Annotated in this window: 1 protein-coding gene; it reads left to right on the top strand. The window is 68.2% G+C overall.

The annotated features are described in order from the left end of the window. Positions 1–24 precede the first annotated feature (24 nt). The coding region (locus ACTQ40_RS10540; protein WP_441564119.1) for a terminase large subunit domain-containing protein at positions 25–921 on the top strand (897 nt) is incomplete at its 3' end.

Raw genomic sequence — 921 nt, 5'->3', positions numbered from 1 at the left:
GTCTCATACCCCCGGGGGGTATCTATGAGCGCGACGAAGGCCGGTCCCAAGGCCCCGATTGCTGTGGATGCCCTGGACTTCAAGGGGTGGCCGCGTGACCGGGCGCGGCGTCGTGAGCGGTTCATCCGTGAGCACGTCATCGTCCCCAAGGGCAAGGGCTCCGGCGGCACGTTCAGGCTGCGCCCCTGGCAACGCGACATTGTGCGGGGCGCGTTCGGGGTTGGCATCCGCACCGCACTGGTGTCCCTGCCCCGCGCCAACGGCAAAACGGCGCTGGCTGCCGCGCTGGCCGTCGCTGAGCTGTTCTGTGGCCCGGATAGTGCCGAGGTGCTCGTGGTGGCCTCAGACCAGCGACAGGCCAACATCGCGCTGAACATGGCCCGGCGGATGATCGAGCTGAATCCGGAGCTGGCGGCGCGGGCCCACATCTACGCCGACAAGATCAGGGTGCCTCAACGGGACGCAACTATGATTGCCCTGCCGGCGGACCCGGCTGCGCTTCACGGTTGGGATCCGTCGTTGTTGATCGTGGACGAGCTTCACGTGGTCACGGAGGCTGTTTGGGAAGCGGTCACGTCGGTGTCGGGCAAGCGCCCGGAAAGCACCGTTCTCGCCATCAGCACCCCGGCCACGTCCGCCGATTCCATCATGTGGAGGCTCGTTGAGCATGGCCGAAGCGGCCAAGACCCGGCGTTCTTCTTGCGGGAGTTCGCCGCGCCGGACGGCTGCGCCGCCGACGACCGGGCGGCGTGGAAGCTGGCCAACCCGGCTCTAGGCGACTTCCTCGCGGAGGACGGCTTGGCGGCTGCGGCCCGCACCCTACGCGAGCCGGTGTTTCGCCAGCTCCGACTTGGGCAATGGGTCAAAAGCGCCGGCGCGTGGTTGCCTCATGGCGCGTGGGATGAGTGCGCGAACACCGCC

Source organism: Collinsella sp. Sow4_D11, assembly GCF_052116465.1.
Lineage (GTDB): Bacteria > Actinomycetota > Coriobacteriia > Coriobacteriales > Coriobacteriaceae > Collinsella.
The sequence above is the reverse complement of the archived record's forward strand: the minus strand, read 5'-3'. Positions and strand labels throughout refer to the sequence as shown.